Source organism: Bradyrhizobium lupini (assembly GCF_040939785.1).
Taxonomy (GTDB): domain Bacteria; phylum Pseudomonadota; class Alphaproteobacteria; order Rhizobiales; family Xanthobacteraceae; genus Bradyrhizobium; species Bradyrhizobium canariense_D.
In genome coordinates, this window is record NZ_CP162553.1 from 1004908 (window position 1) to 1023961 (window position 19054).

At 63.1% G+C, this 19054-nt stretch carries 11 protein-coding genes and 3 pseudogenes; 5 read left to right on the forward strand and 9 right to left on the reverse strand.

All coding sequences use genetic code 11. The annotated features are described in order from the left end of the window. Positions 1 to 5: 5 nt before the first annotated feature. The 4 genes and pseudogenes from AB3L03_RS05165 to AB3L03_RS05180 form a co-directional block, all read right to left on the reverse strand. Positions 6 to 1103 (reverse strand): Gfo/Idh/MocA family protein, encoded by a 1098-nt coding sequence (locus AB3L03_RS05165; protein WP_085394191.1) that lies wholly within the window; start codon positions 1101 to 1103, stop codon positions 6 to 8. Between the two features lie 22 nt (positions 1104 to 1125). Further along, positions 1126 to 1974 (reverse strand): carbohydrate ABC transporter permease, encoded by an 849-nt coding sequence (locus tag AB3L03_RS05170; RefSeq protein WP_085352423.1) that lies wholly within the window; start codon positions 1972 to 1974, stop codon positions 1126 to 1128. Then, positions 1967 to 2859 (reverse strand): annotated as a pseudogene (locus AB3L03_RS05175) (carbohydrate ABC transporter permease). Before AB3L03_RS05175 ends, AB3L03_RS05170 begins: the two are co-directional and overlap by 8 nt. Positions 2860 to 2909: 50 nt before the next feature. Continuing rightward, positions 2910 to 4169: an extracellular solute-binding protein gene (locus tag AB3L03_RS05180; RefSeq protein ID WP_204510801.1), complete on the reverse strand. Its 1260-nt coding sequence runs from the start codon at positions 4167 to 4169 to the stop codon at positions 2910 to 2912. Positions 4170 to 4332: 163 nt separating this feature from the next. Between AB3L03_RS05180 and AB3L03_RS05185 the strand changes: the two genes are divergently transcribed. Then, a complete protein-coding gene (locus AB3L03_RS05185) occupies positions 4333 to 5091 on the forward strand; it encodes an SDR family NAD(P)-dependent oxidoreductase (RefSeq protein WP_018458719.1) in 759 nt (252 codons plus the stop codon). A gap of 34 nt (positions 5092 to 5125) precedes the next feature. Here AB3L03_RS05185 and AB3L03_RS05190 read toward each other — a convergent pair whose 3' ends face one another. Beyond that, positions 5126 to 6274 (reverse strand): ABC transporter substrate-binding protein, encoded by a 1149-nt coding sequence (locus AB3L03_RS05190; RefSeq protein WP_085352421.1) that lies wholly within the window; start codon positions 6272 to 6274, stop codon positions 5126 to 5128. Positions 6275 to 7341: 1067 nt separating this feature from the next. Here AB3L03_RS05190 and AB3L03_RS05195 point away from each other — a divergent pair. Next, complete coding sequence (locus AB3L03_RS05195) at positions 7342 to 8478, forward strand: GNAT family N-acetyltransferase (RefSeq protein WP_204510800.1); 1137 nt, start codon at positions 7342 to 7344, stop codon at positions 8476 to 8478. Between the two features lie 30 nt (positions 8479 to 8508). On the opposite strand, the gene AB3L03_RS05200 is transcribed toward AB3L03_RS05195, so the two are convergent. Next, positions 8509 to 9732 carry an NAD(P)/FAD-dependent oxidoreductase gene (locus tag AB3L03_RS05200; protein ID WP_018458716.1) on the reverse strand — a complete coding sequence of 408 codons (1224 nt, stop codon included), beginning with the start codon at positions 9730 to 9732 and terminating at the stop codon, positions 8509 to 8511. 428 nt (positions 9733 to 10160) lie between these two features. Between AB3L03_RS05200 and AB3L03_RS05205 the strand changes: the two are divergent. From AB3L03_RS05205 to AB3L03_RS05215, 3 genes and pseudogenes are all read left to right on the forward strand, one after another. Then, positions 10161 to 11508, forward strand: a pseudogene (locus AB3L03_RS05205) (lipopolysaccharide biosynthesis protein). Positions 11509 to 11810: 302 nt separating this feature from the next. Beyond that, positions 11811 to 12987: pseudogene (locus AB3L03_RS05210) on the forward strand (glycosyltransferase family 4 protein). A gap of 30 nt (positions 12988 to 13017) precedes the next feature. After that, positions 13018 to 14553 (forward strand): hypothetical protein, encoded by a 1536-nt coding sequence (locus AB3L03_RS05215; protein WP_085395552.1) that lies wholly within the window; start codon positions 13018 to 13020, stop codon positions 14551 to 14553. Here the strand turns inward: AB3L03_RS05215 and mdlC are convergent. The 3 genes from mdlC to AB3L03_RS05230 are packed head-to-tail and all read right to left on the reverse strand — an operon-like array spanning position 14550 to position 19002. After that, a complete protein-coding gene (gene mdlC / locus AB3L03_RS05220; RefSeq protein WP_204510796.1) occupies positions 14550 to 16157 on the reverse strand; it encodes a benzoylformate decarboxylase in 1608 nt (535 codons plus the stop codon). The genes AB3L03_RS05215 and mdlC overlap by 4 nt on opposite strands. Positions 16158 to 16192: 35 nt before the next feature. After that, positions 16193 to 17641, reverse strand: a complete 1449-nt coding sequence (locus tag AB3L03_RS05225) for an aldehyde dehydrogenase (RefSeq protein ID WP_204510795.1) — start codon at positions 17639 to 17641, stop codon at positions 16193 to 16195. Positions 17642 to 17676: 35 nt separating this feature from the next. Further along, on the reverse strand, positions 17677 to 19002 hold the full coding sequence (locus AB3L03_RS05230; protein WP_368508317.1) for an MFS transporter: 1326 nt from the start codon (positions 19000 to 19002) through the stop codon (positions 17677 to 17679). Positions 19003 to 19054: the final 52 nt, after the last annotated feature.

Below are 19054 nucleotides of genomic sequence, written 5' to 3' on the forward strand. Positions count from 1 at the left end.
TTCCCTCAGTCGATCTGTCCGGTTTCGCGCCCGGCCGGCAGCATCGCCGGCCGCTCGACGCGGCTCTCGATCTTGACGCGCCGGCCTTCGTCGGCAGAGATCTGGAACGCCTCCATCACCTCCAGCACGTGGAAAGCGAGCGCGCCGCTCGCACGATGCGGCCGGTTGTTCAGTATCGCGGAGGCCATATCGGCGGCGCCAATGGAACGGAACTCGCCATCGACATGACCGTGGGTCAGCGGGACCGGCTCCCAGTCGCCGCCAGCCTTGGCGACCTGCACCTCGCCGCCGAAGCGGTTCGGGTCCGGCACCAGCATGCTGCCCTTGTCGCCATAAATCTCGATTGGCGCGTGCCGGTGCTTGGGCACGTCAAAGCTCATCGCGATCGAGACGACCGCCCCGCTCTCGAATTCGAGCGTGCCGGCGACATGGGTCGAAACTTCGACCGGGATCAGCGTTCCGTTCATCGGCTGGCTGGTGACCAGCCGCTCGGATTTCGGACGCGCGGTCGAGCCCATCACGCTCGCCACCGGGCCGAGCAGCTGCACGAGATCGGTGATGTAGTACGGGCCCATGTCAAGCATAGGGCCGCCGCCGCGCAAATAATAGAAACCCGGCGCCGGATGCCAGCGCTCATGGCCGGGGCAGCCGAAGAACGCGCTGCCGGCCACGGGCGTGCCGATCGCGTCATCGTCGATCAGCTTGCGCGCGGTCTGGTGCCCACCGCCCAGGAACGTATCGGGCGCGCAACCGACGCGAAGATTCTTCTGCGCGGCGAGCTCCATCACCTTGCGCGCTTCCGTGACGTTAATGCCGAGCGGCTTCTCGGAATGAACGTGCTTGCCGGCGTTCAGCACCGCCAGGCTGACGTCGGTGTGGGCGAGTGGCACAGTGAGATTGATGACGATCTCAACGTCGTCTCGCTTGAGCAGCTGATCAACCCGCATCGCCGGCAACCCGAAGGCGGCGCCCTGCCGCTCTGCCGCATCGCTGCGCATATCGGCGAGCGCCTTGATTTCCATGACCGCGAAGCGCTGGGCCGCCTTCAGATAAGCGGTGCTGATATTGCCGCAGCCGATGATGCCGATGCCGACTTTTCTCATTGTGATCTCCGTGAGGTACCGTTCATCCCTTGACCGCGCCGGCGGTGAGGCCTGCGACGATGTGCTTCTGCGCCAGGAGGAAGAGAATGATCGTCGGCAGGATGGTCAACGTGATGAAGGCCAGGATCAGATGCCACTCGGACGAATACTCGCCCTGATAAATCATGATACCGAGCGGCCAGGGATAGAGCGCGTCGGTGTTGAGCATCACCAGCGGCAGCAGATAGGCGTTCCAGCTGTTGACGAAGGTGATGGTACCGACGGTCGCCAGGATCGGCCGCGATAACGGCAACGTCACATAGCGGAAGAATTTGATATAGCTGCACCCGTCGACCAGCGCGGCCTCCAGCAATTCGTACGGGATGTCCTTGAAGAAGCGCCGCAGCAGCAACACGCTCATCGCAAGACTGAAGGCCGTCTGCGGCAGGGCAACGCCAAAATATGTATCGAGCAGCCCGAGATCGCGGACCTTGATGAAGAGCGGCAGCACCGCCGTCGCGGCCGGAAACAGCAGGCCCAGCGTCAGGTAGCTCAGCAGCATCGAGCTGCCATAGAACCTGATATGGGCGAAGGTGAACGCCGCCATCGAGGCGACGATCAGGGTCAGGGCCACCGTGAGGGTCGAGATGATCAGCGAGTTGCGCAAGAGCTGCCAGTAGCGTGCCGAGAACAGGATGTCGGCATAGTTCTGCCACTCCCAGTGGCGTGGCAGGCCGAACGGATTGACGCGCAGTTCGCCGAGCGATTTGAAGCCACCGAACAAGGTCGCGAGCAGCGGCACCACTACGATGATGGCAACGACGGCGAGGAACACCAGCTTGAACAATACTGAGGGATCGAACGGGGCGCGGATGGTCCTGGCGTTACTCATCGCGCATGAACCATCGCTTGTACGTGAAGGCAAAGGTCACGCAGATCGCAAACAGGATGACGCCGATGGCACTGCCGTAGCCGACCCGCATGCGTGAGATGCCATTGTTGTAAAGAAAGCTCACCATCGTGTTCGAGGAGTCCGCTGGCCCCCGCGCGTCAGCGGCATGACGAGGTCGAACAGCTGCAGCGAGCCGACGATGGCGAAGAACACGGAGAGCCTTATCGTCGGATAGAGCAAGGGGATGACCACATGTCGCAAGGCTTGCGATCGGGTCGCGCCGTCGATACGCGCCGCCTCGACCAGGCTCTTGTCGAGGCCCTGGAGCGCTGCGATGAATAGCATCATGTGGAAGCCAAAGTACTTCCAGACGACCACGATCAGCACCGCCAGCATGGCCGTATCCGTCGATGCAAGCAGATGCGGCGGCTCGGCGCCGAAGCTGCGCCAGATCGAGGCCACAAGGCCGTAGTCGCCATCATAGACGAAGCTGAAGATCAGCCCGGTCGCGATCTCCGCCAGGATATAGGGCATGAAGAACAGCATGCGCAGCGCCACCGCCCCTCGAAAGCGTTCGGCGAGCATCAAGGCCAGGGTGAGCGCAAGCGGCAGCTGGATGGCGAGCGAAACAGCGATGATCAGGCCGTTGTTGCGCAGAGCGAGCCAGAAGGCGCGGGTCTCCAGCACAAAGCGGTAATTGTCCAGGCCAATCCAGTTGGTCGGCCTGCCGAACCCGTTCCAATTGAAGCCCGAATACCAGGCTGCTTCGCCGATCGGCAGCACAACGAACAACGTGAACAACAGCAGCGCCGGCGGCAGGAACAGGATGAGCACCGTCAGCCTGCCGTCCCAACTCGGGCCACGGACCGTGACCTGCGGGATCATCTCGCCAGCAGCGCCGATCGCCGACACGCTCGCGGTCCGCCGCGTCACCGTCAGTTGCCCTGTTTCCACGCCGCCTCGATCGCCTTGGCAGCCTCTTGCGGGCTCATGCTGCCGCCGGCGATCTCGGCAGTAACGTCGTTGACGACGCGGCCGACCGACGGACCCAGGCTCTGGTCATAGAAGTTCTGGTGGTAGTTCGACTTCGCTAGATTGGCGGCGATCAGCTTCATGAAGGCGTTGTTGAGGCCGACATCCGCACCCTGCACCACCGGGATGATGAAGTTGCCCGCGGCAAGCCGCGTCTGCACCTCTTTGGAGACGAAGTACTTCAGGAAATCGACAGCCTCCTTCGGCGAGCCTTTTGTGATCAACCAACCGGTGATGCCCCCGAGCGTATCGGTCGGAGCGCCCTTGCCGCCGGTCACGACCGGGAAGTCGAACCAGCAGATCTTGTCTTCGATCAATCCGACCTTGTCGGCGGCGAGAGCGCGCTGCAGATGATAGACCGTGCTGATCGCGAGCGTCATCGCCGCCTTGCCGTCGCCGAAATAGCCGACCGCCTGCGGGTTCTTGAAACCCAGGAAGCCATTCTGGAACGGTTGGAGATCCACGAGTTGCTTGAACAGCTCGCCGGATTTCTGGAAGGTTTCCCCGGCAAAGCCGCCGTTCTCGCCACGCAACGCCGCATCGAACGCCGCCTTGCCGCCGATGCGCACAGCAAGATGCGTCCAGTAGAAGTGCAGTGGCCACTTATCGGCGCCGCCGACCACGATCGGGGTCACGCCGGCGGATTTCAACGTCTTCACGGCAGCAAGCAGATCGTCCCAGCTCTTGATCCCGGCAGGGTCGACCTTCGCCTTGGCCATCAGCTCCTTGTTGCAGAGGAAGCCGACCTGCGAGAGCGCCGTGGGCAGACCATAAACACGGCCGTTGCTGGTGAAGGCGGCGAGCGCCGCCGGTGTGAGACTGTCGCTGTAGCCCTCCACAGAATCGGTGATGTCGTCGAGCACACCGGCCTCGATCTGCGTCTTCAGGACACCGCCGGCCCAGCTGTAGATGATGTTGGGCCGGTCTTTGGATTGCAGGATGGTCGGCAGCTTGGCCTTGTAGGCCTCGTTCTCGAGGAACTGCATCTCGACCTTGACGCCGGGATGCGACCCCTCATAGGCGCGCGCAACCTCCTCCCAGATTTTGACCTGGGCCGGGTTGGCCTCGATGTGCAGCCACTTGACCGTCGTTTCGGCCGCAGCGAGTTTCGCTCCGAACAGGCATGCGACAACGGCTAGTCCCAGTTTCCCGAGCAGTCTCATCACATTCCTCCCAAGGGCTCTTATTCTTTGATGCAATCCTGCCTTCGATTTTTGAGGTACGCAACTGAAATTCTGACCTATGCACCTCACGAGGGAGGTCGCTAAGGTGAGCGGGAGAGTCGGGCCGCGTCGCGCTGCCCCCAACGCAAATCGAGGGATATCCATGGCTGCCGTTTATTCCGACCTCGCCGGCAAGGTCGTTCTCGTCACCGGAGGCGCATCGGGAATTGGCGCTGCGATCGTGCGGCGCTTCGCACAGCAGAAATCCAATGTCGTGTTCTTCGACATCAATGTCGACGCGGGCCAATCGCTGGCACGCGAGCTGTCGGATCAAGGTCTTAGCGCGCGTTTCATGCGTGTCGACTTGACCGATATTGCCGCGTTACGTGCCGGTGTCGCGGAGGCGCGCAATGTGCGCGGCGCGATCAACATCCTCGTCAACAATGCCGCGCATGACGAGCGGCACAGCACCGAGGAAATGACACCGGAATATTGGGACGACCGCATCGGGGTCAACTTGAAGCACCAGTTCTTTGCTGCGCAGGCCGTGTTGCCGGACATGAAGGCGGCGAACGCCGGCGCTATCATCAATTTCGGCTCGGTATCGTGGATCGCCGGACAAGGCGGCATGGCCGCCTACACCGCCAGCAAATCGGGTGTGATCGGTCTCACACGCTCTCTGGCGCGCGATTACGGCGCCTACAATATCCGCGTGAACGCGATAGCGCCAGGATGGATCATGACTGAGCGCCAGCTCGATAAATGGATGACACCCCAGGGCGAGGTCGAGCTCATGCAACGACAATGCCTGAAGCGCAAGCTCATGCCCGACGAGGTCGCGAAGTTCACCATCTTCCTCGCTTCCGACGAGGCTTCTGCCTGCACAGCCCAGCACTACATCGTCGATGGCGGCTGGGTCTGAGGCGGACCAGACCAGATCGTGCATCGGCGCGCCGCTACTTTGCCAGGCGGAACTTCCCGCCTTCGACCTTGATGAGAAAGGCCGAGCGCTCATCATAGCCGTTGTGATCGGCCTTGCTCATGTTCGACAGCCCATTGTTGAGATAGATGTTCTGCCCACGCTCGAGTGCGTCCCGCAGCGCCGCGCGAAATTCGATTGTGCCAGGCTTTGCCGTCTTCAGCGCATCCGGTGCAGCTTTTCCGATCAGTGCCACGACATCCCAGAGGTGAGCAGCGAACATGTTGGGCTTTTGTCCGTTCGCCGCTTCATACGCGGTCACGAACTCCTCCGTCGAACGACGGAACGGATCTCCTGCGGGAAGATCGGCGGCAATGGTAAAAGCTTCGCCCGCGAATACCGCACCTTCGACGTTCGCGCCGCCGAGCTTGATGAACTCCTCACTGGCCACGCCGTGTGTCTGAAATATCTTCCCGGCGTATCCGCGCTCGCGGAGCGCCTGCTGCGGCAGGACGGCCGGAGTTCCTGCGGACGCGATGAAGACGGCATCGGGATTGGTCGACATCACCTTCAGCGCCTGACCGGTGACGCTGGTGTCGGCGCGCGCGTAGACCTCATGTGTGGTTACGGTCAGCCCCAACGCAGGCGCGAGGCGGCTCACCTCCTTGTAGTAGCCCTCGCCGTAGCCATCCGAAACGCCGATATAGCCGAGCGTCTTCACGCCTGATGTCGCGATATGCTTGAGGATGGCGGCCGCCATGAGGTCGTCATTGGGAACGACCTTGAAAGCCCAGGCACGCTTCTCATCCATCGGTTGAACGATGGCCGTAGCGGCAGCGAGCGACAGCAGCGGCGTCTTCGATTCGAGCGCGACATCCAGCATCGGCATGGTCACCGGGGTCAGAGAGGAGCCGACCAGCACGTCGACCTTATCCTGGATCACCAGCCGGCGTGCGTTCTGGACCCCTTTGGTCGAATCCGACTCGTCGTCCAGGACGATATAGGTCACCTTCTCTCCACCGATCTCTTTCGGAAGAGCTGCAACCGTCTTGAGCTGCGGCTGTCCCAGAGCGGATCCCGGGCCGCTTGCCGAAATCACAATTCCAATTTTGATGTCCGCGTGAGCAGCATTTCCAAAAAGGACGCATGCCACAAGAAGCGAGGCTCGCGCGAAACCGATCTTCATGTCCCGTTCCTCCCTGTCCGCTTTGATGACTCCGCCGGCTGCATCGGGCGCCCCGGCTCGAGCTTGCACTGCTCTCCGGGACGCACCGACGCTGCCCAGAAGGCACGTCGTCCGACATACGCGTTCCCTCCTGCGGTCCCGAGCAAGCGGGCGGATCATGCTAAGCGGATCGCGGCAACGTGTCTGTCCCTAGCGTTAGGGACAAGACATCGGTGCTCGAACCGGAATCTCGAGGTAGACGGACACGCCTTCGCGTTCTCGCGGCGCATTTCGCCCGAGCTTTGCTTGGTCGCTTCACCCTCTTGTCCAAGAGGGCGCAGGGAAGGCCGGGTGCCGGCTGGCACCCGCGGTCCGCTGCGCGAAAAGCACACGCAGGAAAACCGCACAGCAGCATACAGGTGTAGCCAATCACTCGGCCTTCCCTGCGCGATGGTTGGACGGCTTATGCCGTGCTCTCCCGGGAGCCGAGTTCTCTTTGGCCTCCCTCGTCCCAACGAAAGTCACCGCCACCGCGCCGGTTGACGCAGATGCCGCATTCGCCAGGGCTTGACCGTAGCAACGACGGCCAGGACCACACGGTTTTTGCCGTACGCACGGTTCGCCATTTCGCCGCAGTTTTCCCAGCCCTGTCGACGGAGCCGGAAACTTACAGACGAGACGAAGCCTAGCAGCGCCGCTCGTCGGAACGCAGCCTGGGCTCACGGAGAGCAATCCGCCCTGCCCTTAGCCTCTCGCACCCGAACGCTGCCGCGTCCACCGCAAGCCCGGCTCGCGAACATGACGACCACAAGATCGCCCCTCAAGGATGAGCCGGGATGGACGACACATACGCTAAAACCGAATTTCGGTAAAGTGGAATATTTCTGACGAGGGGGGTTGACGCGGTCGTGGCTGTTTCGGCTGCGAGGCCGCTCGATGAGGAATTAGCGGTTTGGTAACCATACGCGCCTCGCTCGAAGGATTAATGCAAATCATACGCCGCCGGTGTCTCCCCCGTAACGACCCTGCTATAGAGCGTAGATCCGGCTCCATCAATCGTCCCGAGCCATCTGCTTTCTTGGTTGCGTATGAACAGACCTAGCAACACATTCGACATCGCCATCGAGCAGGGATTCGACTTCCTGTCGCCGGACTACGCGGAGCTGTTCGACAACTCGGCCGCCACCGCGTTCCAGCATCCGCTCTGGCTCGACACCCTCTACACCAGGCTCGCGTCTCATGTGGGCGCAACTCCTCTGGTTGTCGTGGTCCGCCACCGCGCGACGGGCGCCCTTGCGATGGTGTTGCCCTTGCTGCGGATCCGGCGCGGCCCGATACGGACCGTCGAATTCGCCGACCTCCGCGTTTCCGACTACCTCGCGCCCGTATGCAGCCCGCAGGTATTTTCCGAGCTGCTCAAGGACGAGAGTGCCTGCGCAGAAATCCGGTGCCTCGTCCGCCCGTTCGATCTGCTCCGGATGACCAAGCTGCCGGATGGACGGCTTCCGATCGAGAACCTGCTGGCTGCGCCCCGCCGCATAGCGATGGACACCAATGCCTATGCGACCGTTCTGGTCGCGCCGTTCGAGCAATGGCGCGCCAGTGCGCTGGACCGTTCCTACCAGAAGGAGCTCGCAAAGAAAGCCCGGCAGCTCCAGAAGAAGGGGGACTTGAGTTTTTCATGCTGCCGCGACAGTGCCGCTGTCTTGGAGGTGCTGGACGTGATGAAGAAATTTCGCGGGCCGCGCTTTCAGGCACACGGCGACGGAGATCTGCTCCAGCGCCCCGAATATTACGGCTTCTATTCCGACGTGGCGCAGCGCGGCCTCGGCTCCTTTGTCCGGCTCTATGCGATGAAGATGAACGGCGAGGTCATCGCAGCCGTGCTCGGACTCAGCCATCACGGCAGCTTCCTCGTGATCATGGGCGCCTTCGACATTGCCGGATACAAAAGCCAGTCCTTGGGCGCGCTGATGTTCGAGCAGGTGGCGAAGGATTGCATCGAGCGCGGGGATCAGATGCTCGATTTCACCATCGGCGACGAGCCCTACAAGAAGCAGTTCGGCGCTCAGCCTTCACCGATGTGGACGGTCACGCAGGCGGGCAGCACCACGGGCGCCATCTCCTTGTTCGCACTGAAACAGGCGCCTTGGCTCAAGCTGGCCGCCAAGCGGATGTCGGAGTTCAGGTTCCTGCCGACCCGGACCTCAACGCCGACGCGCTGACCGGTGCGAGGGGCCGACCGGGTGCCGCTCTCAGGCGCGTAGCGCGCTTCGAACCTGCGCGAGCCAGCCGGGCCGCATCTGATCGAGCCGGTGGGTGATACTGCGTCGCAGGAAGTGCAGCCGCCGCCGCACGTCCCAGCCAATATCGTTGCGGGACGTCAGGGCCTGCCGGAAGCGCGCCATCTTCAGTGACTGCTGGTCCGCCGCGACCTTGTCGGGATCGGAATAGAATTCAGAAATCTTCTCCCGGCCCATGCCCTCGGTCCCGAGCCAACGCGGCGCATATTCGGTGCAGAGGCGCTCGACGTCGACCAGCAGACGGGCGACGCCCGTGCCGGCGGCCGGACAATTCGTTTGGAACGCATCACCGATGAGCACGACTCCGGGCTGGAGATGTCCTTCCACGACGGACAGGTGCATCACCCAATTCTGCACCCGGTCGATCACGTGGAAATCGCCAAGGTAGGGCCGCAATCCCGGAAGCAGGCGCAAGACCGTCGCCTCCGGTTCACGGCGCAGCTCGCGCATGATCGGATCGGTCGGGTCTCGGAACATGAAGAGATTTGCCCGCATGCCGGCACGCACGGGAAACAGGCTGAGATAATCGATGCCGTCCGCTGTGCGCTCCCCATAACAGGTCAACGCCTCGAAATCGAACGGCGCGTGGTCGCGGCGGGCGATCGTGAAGCCGAACGAAACCGAATGGCGCTCGGCCAGCACGCGCCGCTTGATGCCGAGCTTGTAGCCGAGCACGCCCGCCATGCCCGTGGCCAGCACGACGAGGCGCGCAGTTATGCGCCCCCCTGACGCGAGCTCGACATGTTGGAGATCGTCGCGACAATTGACCGCAGTGACCTCATCGACAATGAGGCTGGACGGATCAGGCAGCTGGCTGCGCGCCATGGCGACGAGATCGGCATATGGAAGCCCGTAAGCCCGGCCGACGCTGACATCGACCACCTTGCCTTCCCTGATGTTGAGCACCTGATCATATCGACAGGCCACGTTGTCGAGCGCATCGAGGAAGCCCAGCTTGCGCAACATCTCCAGCTGACGGCCGCCTATTTTTTCGACCCGAAACTCGTCCGGATGGACCGCGCGCTTGTCGACGAGAGCGACACGATGCCCTGCCCGCGCGAGCACGGCCGCCGCGAGCGAGCCCGCAAGGCCGCCGCCGACGATCGCGATGTCGACGACGATCGCCGCGGTCGCAGATCCAGCGCTCGGCTCGGTCACGTTGCTATCCGCCGTCATGGTCCAGGCTCCCACGGTCAACGATGGTTGCCCGTGCAATTCTCTCGCCTGATGTCGCATCGTAGGACCAAACGCGATCATTTCTCGATATCTCGGTTAACGCAGCGGAGACCTGCCCGGCCCGATGAGATCCGGCACGCGCCTTGCTCGGCCATTCCCGCCGAGCCGGTCCGCATTCCAACGGCTCATCTCGCCTCATCGGCCGTCGATGCGGCGCTCTGCCGCCACGCGACCGGGCCGCACTTTGCTCTATCTGGGACAATGGGGTCAGCGATGTTCCATAGTGAAGCAACAGGCATGGCCGCGACGTCGCCGCGGCCGGCGGGATCATGGAGGCCGTCCATTAACACTCGCGGTTTTTCGGCATGCTAGGCTGTCGCAGGTAATCGGAAAATGTCTCTTCAGGGGAAGTTGCCCCTTAAATCTCCATGATCGAATCCATCGTCCAGTTCATGCGGCGCGACGTGACGCGCGGTGTTGCCGGAACCATCCTTCTCAAGGTTGGTAGCGGCGCGCTTGCGTTCGCGTTGTTCTCGCTTGCGGCACGAACGATGTCGCCCAATGGGTTTGGCATCTTTGCGACCTGGCTTTCGGTCGCCCAGATGGCAGCGGTCGTCGGTCTGGTGGGCCAGGAATCGCTGCTGGTGCGATTTCTGAACGAGTATCGGGTGGGAAATCAGCCTGATCTCACCAAGGGCGTGCTGCTATCGAGCTTCAAGATTTCCTCCGTCGCGATGCTGATTGCGATCGGCGCAATCGCGATCGGCGCGAACATCAAAGGCGCCTCGTGGCTGCTGGTTGTCGCGGTGTCGGCCTACACAGCCGTGAATGCCGGACTGATGCTTGGCAGCCAGATCGCACGCTCGCTGGTCAGCATTCTCATGGGGGAAGGAAACAGGGAGTTCTTCTGGCGAGTCAGCGTGGTGCTGTTTCTGCTCGCAATCATGTTCGGCCATCGGCAGCTTGATCCCGCCGAATTGATCGCCGTGATGACGATTGCCATGTCGGTCGGACTGGTCGCACAGATCATCGCGATTGCGCGAGTTCTGCCGGATTTCCGCGGCACGGCGGTGCGTTCCGAACCGTCGCGCTGGAGATCGAGCGCGCTTCATTTCTGGGTCGCATCCATCCTCGAAGCCGCGAACCAGTATTTCGACGTCATTCTGGTCTACTGGATGCTGGACCCGGCAACCGCCGGAATTTATTTTGCCGCTTCGCGCCTGGCCAACATCTTCGCCATGCTGTCGGCCGCATTGTACAGCTTTGGCGCACGTCGGCTCCCCCTCGCTGTACTTCAGCAAGAACCATCAGGAATTCGAGCGAACGTTGCGGCTCATGGCGGAAGTGACCGCGGTGTGCGTGGTCAGCGGACTCCTCCTGATCTGGGTTGGAGGTCCCCATCTACTCAACTTGTTCGGGCCACATTTCGCTGCGCAGCACTGGGTCCTGATCGTGCTCGCGATCGGAACGGCGGTCCAGGCGGCGGGCGGTCCGTCTGCGGCGATATTGCAACTGACCGGCCATGAGCGCGAGTATGTCCCCGTGATTGCCGGGAACGTAGCGCTACGGCTGGTTGGATTTCTCGTCCTCATTCCCTGGCTCGGCGTTCTTGGCGCAGCGATCTCAGCCACTGTGTCGCTCGCGTTAGCGACCATCGTCCTCAACATCCTCTGTCGCCGGCGAACCGGCGTCGATCCTTCGATTCTAGGGCTTCTGCGCTTCTCGGCATCGAAGCCCAGCGCCTACGCGGTCCGTGGCGCGGACTCCGGCGAATAGAGCGTCAGCATATGTCGCGCGTGTCCCGCATGAAGGAGAGCGCACCAGCAGCCGTCGGCGCACCGGCGGAATGTGCGTCGTTTTCATATGCTTTAGTGGGCCCGCTCCAACCCAAATATCGATGGTTAATCGGCGGTTGCCCGCGTCCTCTGCACTTCGTCGGGAACCAGCGGAATTCCCTCATGCCCTTGCGGCAGGGCGCATTAACTCCGTTTATTGCTAGTCGGTGTCCGCGCGATGCCCGCATGGTAGATACGGAGTTAAGAAGGTGAAAAATTCGCTTCTCTAATGGGTCGGGATCCGTGCTGCATTACCAGCCAAACAAGGCGTTGGGCGAGACGACTGCGACAGCACTCCCGTCGCCCAACGGTGGCGGACGCAAGCCGCACGTGCTGCTCGTACAGACCCAGGCTGAGAACGCCGGTGCGCAGGAGATCTCGCGCCTGCTTGGCGCCGGGCTGACCGCCCGCGGCTATCGCGTCACCAATCTTTTCTTCTTCCGCAAGTCGGATTCGTTCGATGAGCCGCCCCACACGGTCTATTGCGCGTCGAGCCGGCCGGGAAATCCGCTGGCGCTGCTGCAAATGCTGTGGACGCTCGGCCGCCATATCAGGGCCACCAGGCCTGACGCCGTTCTGACCTTTCAGCACTTCGGCAATGTCATCGGCGCCGGTGTGGCGCGCCTGATCTGCCGCGCACCTGTCATCGCCAATCAGGTTTCATCCGCGCTGTCGATGAGCTGGCCGGTCCGTACGGCCGACATCGTCATGGGCAGCCTCGGCTTCTTCGACCGCATCACGCTCAACTCGCTGGACATGCAGCGCGAGTATTCGCGCTACCCCAGGGCTTATCGCGCGCGCATGGTGCATGTCCCGCACGGCTTCGACGACAGGGCGCTCACCCTGTCGAAGCAAGCTGCGCGACAGAAGTTCAATCTCCCGCCGGATAGCCCCCTGCTCGGCTGCGCAGCAAGATTACACCCGCACAAGCGGCTCGACGCGGCGATATGTCTGTTGCCGGATCAACCCTCCTGGCACCTCGCACTGGCCGGGCAGGGAGCCGACGAGGCCCGGCTGCGGCAGTTGGCGGATGACTTGAAAGTATCGGACAGGCTGCATCTGCTCGGCGAAATCACCCCACGCCAGATGGCGGAGTTTCTCGCCGCTCTCGACGTGTTCGTATTTCCGACGCAGGCGGAGACCTTCGGCCTCGCCGCTGTGGAGGCTGCAAACGCCGGCGTTCCCTCGGTCGTCACCGATCTTCCGGTCTTGCGCGAAGTGTTGTCCGTCGAAGGGGAAGCCGACAGCGCTGTTCGTCGATGCCTCCGATCATACCAAGCTGTCGGCCGCCGTCTCCAGGCTCCTGACGGACCAAAAACTGAGCGACGAACTGCGGCAAAACGCCAAAGGCCTGAAGCTGCGCTATTCAGTGGACGCCATGGTGGAGGAATACGTTCGAATTCTCGGCCAGGTCATTTGATCGGGGCGCATGGAAACGGATCGGCTCGACATGACCATCGAGTTTCGCTGTGAAATTGAGAATGCGCGGCGGTGGATGGGCCGCGAGACGCTGTCGATCGACGGGCGGGATGTACCGGTCCAGATCGCGTGGACGGCAACGGCGGAGCCGCGGCCGGCGGGTCTCGACATGCTGTTCGAACTCGAACGTTTGGTGTTGCACAAGGGCAAACACAGCGGCACCGAAAGGCTGAAGATCAGTCCGGACCGGATGCAGGCTCGCGCCGGCACGGCAGACGTCATCGTCGATTTCACCGGTGGCGCGCGGGATCCGAACTGCTCCGCCCGGCAGTATCTCCGCCCGCTGTTCAATGGAGTGGCAGGCGAAAACGCAGCTCTTGCCGCCATTCTCGCCGGCGATCTGCCGGTGATCGAAATCGTCGACGAGGTCGACGGTGCAGTCCTCGATCGTGGCCATCCCTCCGCCGAAATCGCGGCCGGTCTGAGCGGGGGCCTGGAAACGGTCATGGCGCGAACCCTGACCATGGTGGCCGCCATCCTGTCGGGACGACCGCGCATCGTGCCGCAGCTGGCACGACCGGCCCGAGCGGACAACGGCCGCCCGCCAACGGCTTATGTCGCGCGCGGCCTCACCATATCGATCGCCAAGGAGATCTATCGCCTCTGCTGCTATGCCCCGCATTGGCATGTCGGATGGCGCATCAACAAGGGCGCAGGCGTCTGGCAGACCGGAGACCTGTCAGGGCCTCGCTGGAACGTCCTTGCCGATCCCGGAAACCACTTCTACGCCGATCCTTTCCCCATCACGTGGCAGGGAAGAACATTCGTCTTCTTTGAGGATCTCGATCACCGGATTGGAAAAGGAATCATTTCCGCGATCGAGTTCGACGATAAGGGCCCGGTCGGAGCGGTCGTGCCCGTATTGGACGAGCCCTGGCACCTCTCCTATCCGTTCCTGATCGAGGACGATGGCGCATTGTGGATGATCCCGGAGAGCTCGACCAATGGGGACGTCGCCATCTATAAATGCGTTCGGTTCCCGGACAAATGGGAGCGCCACGCGACGCTGCTTTCAGGACTTGAACTCGCCGATGTGACGATCACGCGGCACAACGGCCTGCACTATCTGTTCGGAGCCTGGCGCGATGGCACTGGCGGGTATTCGGATTCGTTGGCGATCTATCACGCCGAGCACCTCATGGGCCCGTGGTTGCCGCATGCCAGCAACCCGGTCCTGATCGACCGCGCGAGCACGCGGCCTGCGGGGAATTTCGTCACCATCAATGACAAATTGTGGCGCCCGGTCCAGGATTGTGCCGGCGGATATGGGGCAGCGCTCGCCCTGGCGGAAATCGTCGAACTGTCGCCGACGACGTTCAAGCAGATTATCCGCCACTCTCTGCGGCCAGGGCCAGCATGGCCCGGCAGGAAGTTGCATACCTTGAATCGCTGCGGACAACTCGAGGTGATCGACGGGTCGCGTGTCCAACCCAAGACCCGTGCCTTCGGAGGCAAATTTCCATCGGCTGTCTTGTCGCCGCGGACCAGCCCCTCTGCCGCCAGCTAGCGCGGATGGCTGAACAGGTCCGTCGTGGCGTCGTCGACGGCGATATCGACCAGCGCGGGACCGCTTGATGCCAACGCTTCGGTCAAGATGGCGTCGACGTCGCCGACATCGGTCACGCGCTGCCCCGGACAACCCATTCCCCTTGCGAGCGCCACGAAGTCGAGCCCGGGCAGGTCGATCCCGGGCGGGCGATGCGCCTGCATCAGCTGGCTGAAGGCGCGCATCGCGCCATAGCCTGAATTGTTCATGATCACGAAAGTGATCGGCAGGCGGCGTTGCACCGCGGTCCAGATTGCCTGGATGCAATACATCGCCGATCCGTCACCGATCAGGGCGACGATGCGGCGGCCTGGCCGCGCCAGCGCCACGCCGACCGAGGCCGGCAGGCTATAACCAAGTCCGCCGCTCGCCATCGTGTAGAAGCTGTCCGCGCCAGGCCGTGGTAGGAATTGTTGGATGGCGGGACGATGCGACGGCGCCTCCTCGACCACGATCGCATCGCCCGGCATCAACGCCGAGAGCCGGGCGAGCGCATAGCCCGGCGGAATCGGATTTTGCGCGGCAGGAGCGGCAGGCCGCAACCGCGCGGCCGGCACCTCGCGCTCCGCGATGTCAGGCATCACCGACAGCAGCCCAGCCAGCGCCTTCGGGAGCGTGCTGATGATGGTGTCACCGACAGAGGCGGATGCGGCTTCCGTCGGATCATCCGTGATCTGCCAGACCGGCGTTCCATCGTCGAGCAATTCGCATTGTCCTTCGACATGGAAAGTAAACACCGGCGCGCCGACCACGACGATCAGATCGGCGCCGCGCAATGCGCGGGCGAGCCCTCCCGGTGCTGCCGGAAGGAAGCCGGCGAACAGCGGATGCAATTCCGGAAAGCTCGAACGGCTCGACATCGGGCTTGCCCAAACGGCCGCGCTCGCCTGCTCGGCCACAGCGACCATCGCGTCGACGCAGCCGCTGCGATCGATCTCGGGTCCGACAACGAAGATAGGTTTTTTGGCGGCTCGGATTGCCGCGCCGAGCCGAACGATCGCCGCCGGATCGGGCGCAAACTCCGTCGCGATGCAGCGGACCGGTGGAGCGGTTGCGGGCCGCGCCCAATCATCCGACGGGACCGACACGAATGTCGGACCGCGGGGATGCTGCATAGCGGTGAGGAAGGCCTGCGCGATCGCCGCTGGAACATCTTCGGCGCGCGCCGGTTCGGCGCTCCATTTCACATAGGGCTTTGGAAACTGTGCGGCGTCCTCGGAGAAGAGATAGGGTCGCATCCGCAATAGGCTGCGCGCCTGCTGCCCGGCTGTCACGACCATCGGTGTCTTGTTGCGGAATGCGGTGAAGAGATTGCCGAGGGCATGACCGAGCCCAGCCGCCGAGTGCAGATTGACGAACGCCGCTCGTCCCGTGGCCTGCGCATAGCCGTCTGCCATGCCGACGGCGCAGGCTTCCTGCAATCCGAGCACGTAGTCGATGTCGTCGGGCCAGTCGCCAAGGAAGGCAAGCTCGGTCGAGCCGGGGTTGCCGAAAACGCGATCGACGCCAAAGGAGCGAAGCACACCGAGGGTCGCTTCCCGAACCGTGAGAACTTTCGAATTCATGAATAGCGTCCTGATGGGCTTCGCTTGTTGCGCGGTCAGAAGGGATAGTGCTGCGGCTGGGTCTCGATGGTAATCCAGCGCAGATCGGTGAACTCGGCGATCCCGGCCTGACCTCCGAAGCGGCCGTAGCCCGATCCCTTCATGCCGCCGAACGGCATCTGCGCCTCGTCATGCACGGTCGAGCCGTTGACGTGGCAGATGCCGCTTTCGATCCGCTGCGCCACGGTCAGCGCACGCGCGACGTCGCGGCCGAACACGGCGGCCGAGAGGCCGTACTCGGTATCGTTGGCAAGCCGCACCGCGTCATCCACGCCACTTGCCCGGATCACCGAGACGACGGGACCAAAGCTCTCCTCGGTATAGATGCGCATGCCGGGCACCACGCGGTCGAGCACGGTGGCCGGGACGACCGTGCCAACCCGGTCGCCGCCCGCGAGCTTGACGGCGCCTTTGGCGATCGCGTCGTCGATCAACGCAACGACATGCTTGGCCGGCGCCTCGTCGATCATCGAGCCGACGACAACGGGACCGGAGCGCGGGTCGCCGGCCGGAAGCGCAGCCGTTTTCTTCGCGAGCTTGTCGACAAAGGACGCCGCTACCGCCTCGTCGACGATCACCCGTTCGGTCGACATGCAGACCTGGCCCTGATTGATGAAGGCGCCAAACGCCACGGCCGCGACGGCGGCATCGAGGTCGGCATCGTCGAGCACGACCAGAGGCGCCTTGCCCCCTAGTTCGAGCAGCACTGGCTTGAGCTGGCGCCCGGCCAGCTCGGCGATGACGCGACCCACGCGGGTCGAGCCGGTGAAATTGATCCGCCGCACGGCCGGATTGGCGATCAGGCGCTCGACCAGAGCGGGCGCATCGGCCGGTGCGTTGGTCAGAACATTTACGACACCGGGCGGAAAGCCTGCGTCCTTGAAGACCTCGCCGATCAACCGGTGCGTCCCCGGGCATATCTCGGAGGCCTTGAGCACGACGGAATTGCCGCAGGCGAGCGCCGTCGCCACGGCGCGAACGCCGAGAATGATCGGCGCATTCCACGGGGCGATGCCGAGGCACACGCCGGCGGGCTGTCGAATGGACATCGCGAGGCATCCCGGCTTGTCCGACGGGATCACCTCGCCGGCGATCTGCGTGGTGAGCGACGCCGCTTCGCGCAGCATGCCGGTCGCGAGCTTGACGTTGAAGGCCGACCAGATCTCCGTCGTGCCGATCTCGGCCATCATGATCCGGACGAAGGCGTCGCGCTTGGCCTCAAGCGCATCTGCGGCCTTCAGCAACAGGGCTCGCCTCGCATTCGGGCCGAGCGCCGACCATGCGGCAAACGCGGCGGAGGCCGCCGCCACCGCGGCGTCGGCATCGGAAGCGGTCGCGGCGGCCGCGCGGCTTGCGACCTCCTGCGACAGCGGATTGCGCCGCTCGAACACCTTGCCGCTGGAAGCGGCCTGATCCTGCCCGTTGATGAGAAGACTGACGTCCATGAAAAACCTCCCTGGGGTTGATAATGGCGCTCGCTCTAGCCGAGCAGCCGCGATTTTCCGGTTTCACGCGCAAAGCCGAGCGCAATCATCGCCGCGAGCGCGAGCGCAACGTAGTATCCTGTGATCGCGTAGGTGGAGCCCGTCTGCGCAAACAGGCTGGTGGCGACCAGCGGCGCAATGCCGCCGCCGAGCACCGTCCCGAGCTGCTTTCCGATCGACACGCCGGTGAAGCGAATGCGGGTCGGAAACAATTCCGGAAAATAGCTTCCTTCGCTGCCGAACATCAGCGGATGGATCACCCCCGCGGCGAGGATCACCGCGCCCGTCACCAGCACCGTGTCGCGGCTCGCGACCACACCGTAGAATGCAAACATCGAGATGGCTGCAAGCACCACGCCGGCCAAGAACAGACGCTTTCGTCCGATACGGTCGGACCAGGCTCCGATGAGTGGCATCGCAACGAGCCCGACGAGATTGGCGAACAGCACGGCCTGCGTGATGACGTCTTTCTGGACGCCGAGCTGACGGGTCGCGAAGGAGATGGTGAAGATGGCTGTCAGATAGAAATAGGACGTCTGCGCCATCTCGGCGAAGAATACGATGAGGATCGGCCGCCAATGTTCCCGCAGCGCTTCGACCACAGGCGCTACTTCCGTCACCTTCGCCTTTCGGAATGTCGCGCTCTCCTCGATGCGCAGGCGCATATAGACGCCGAGCGCGACCAGAACCGCGCTGATCAGGAACGGCACGCGCCAGCCCCATGACAGCAGGTCCGCTTCCGGCAGCCGCGCGATCGTGAGCGCCGCAAACGAGGCGAGCACGACACCGACGGGTCCTGCGGCCTGGATCACCGCGGCCGAGAAGCCGCGCCGGTGCCCGGGCGCCGTCTCGATCGCCATAAGGATCGCCGCAGTCGATTCGCCGCCGAGCGCAAACCCCTGAACGAAGCGCAACGCCACGAGCGCGACGGTCGCAGCCACGCCTGCACTGGCGTAGGTCGGCAACAATCCGATCGACATGGTCGCAAGTCCCATCATGAGCAGCGTACACAGCAAGACGGACTTTCGGCCGAGACGGTCACCGAAATGGCCGAATACAAGCCCGCCGAGCGGACGCGCCAAAAATCCGACGGCAAACGTCGCGAACACCGCAATCGTCGCCGTGAGCTGGTCGAACTTCGGAAAGAACAATTGATCGAACACCAGCGGCGCGATCAGGCCGTAGATGAAGAAGTCGTACCATTCGATCGCGGTGCCGATGGTGCCGGCGATCAGGATACGCCGGCGGCTGCTCGCCGTCTGCTCGGCAGTGGCGCCGGCGGCGGCATGGTCGTCGTAGTGCTTCAATGCTCTTGTCGTCACGGTTTCCTCCTCCGGTGTCATTTGTCGTTTTGTTGTCTTGTTGTTATTGGCC